This is a genomic window from Fructobacillus ficulneus (assembly GCF_001047075.2).
Taxonomy (GTDB): Bacteria; Bacillota; Bacilli; order Lactobacillales; family Lactobacillaceae; genus Fructobacillus; species Fructobacillus ficulneus.
The window spans coordinates 37,851-38,187 of the sequence record NZ_DF968001.1 but is presented as its reverse complement, the minus strand read 5'-3'; the positions used below and the strand labels follow the sequence as shown (position 1 = coordinate 38,187).

General features: G+C 49.9%; 1 pseudogene. It reads left to right on the top strand.

The features are described from left to right. A pseudogene (locus AOQ29_RS07925) lies at positions 1-337 on the top strand (ATP-dependent RNA helicase); the annotation flags it as partial.

Genomic DNA, 337 nt, shown 5'->3' with positions numbered 1-337 from the left:
ATGGACTACTTGAAGGCTGTTGAAGAATTGACAAAGAAGCGCATGACGCCTTTGCAACCAGCAACTTTGAAGGAAGCTCGGATTGGTCGGATTAACGGTGCCATCGACACTGCTGCCGAAACAATCAAGGACTTGAACCCAGCCGAATTGCAAGACCAAGTGAACCAAATGACTGCTCAATTCTCAGCTGAAGAATTGGCAGCAGGTTTGTTGGCTAGCGTTGCTGGCTTGGACAAGCAAAACGCCCCTGTGACTTTGTCACGTGAACGTCCATTGCCACGTCGTAAGGGTGGTTCATCACAACGTGGTGGTTACCGTGGTGGTAACCGTCGTTCAA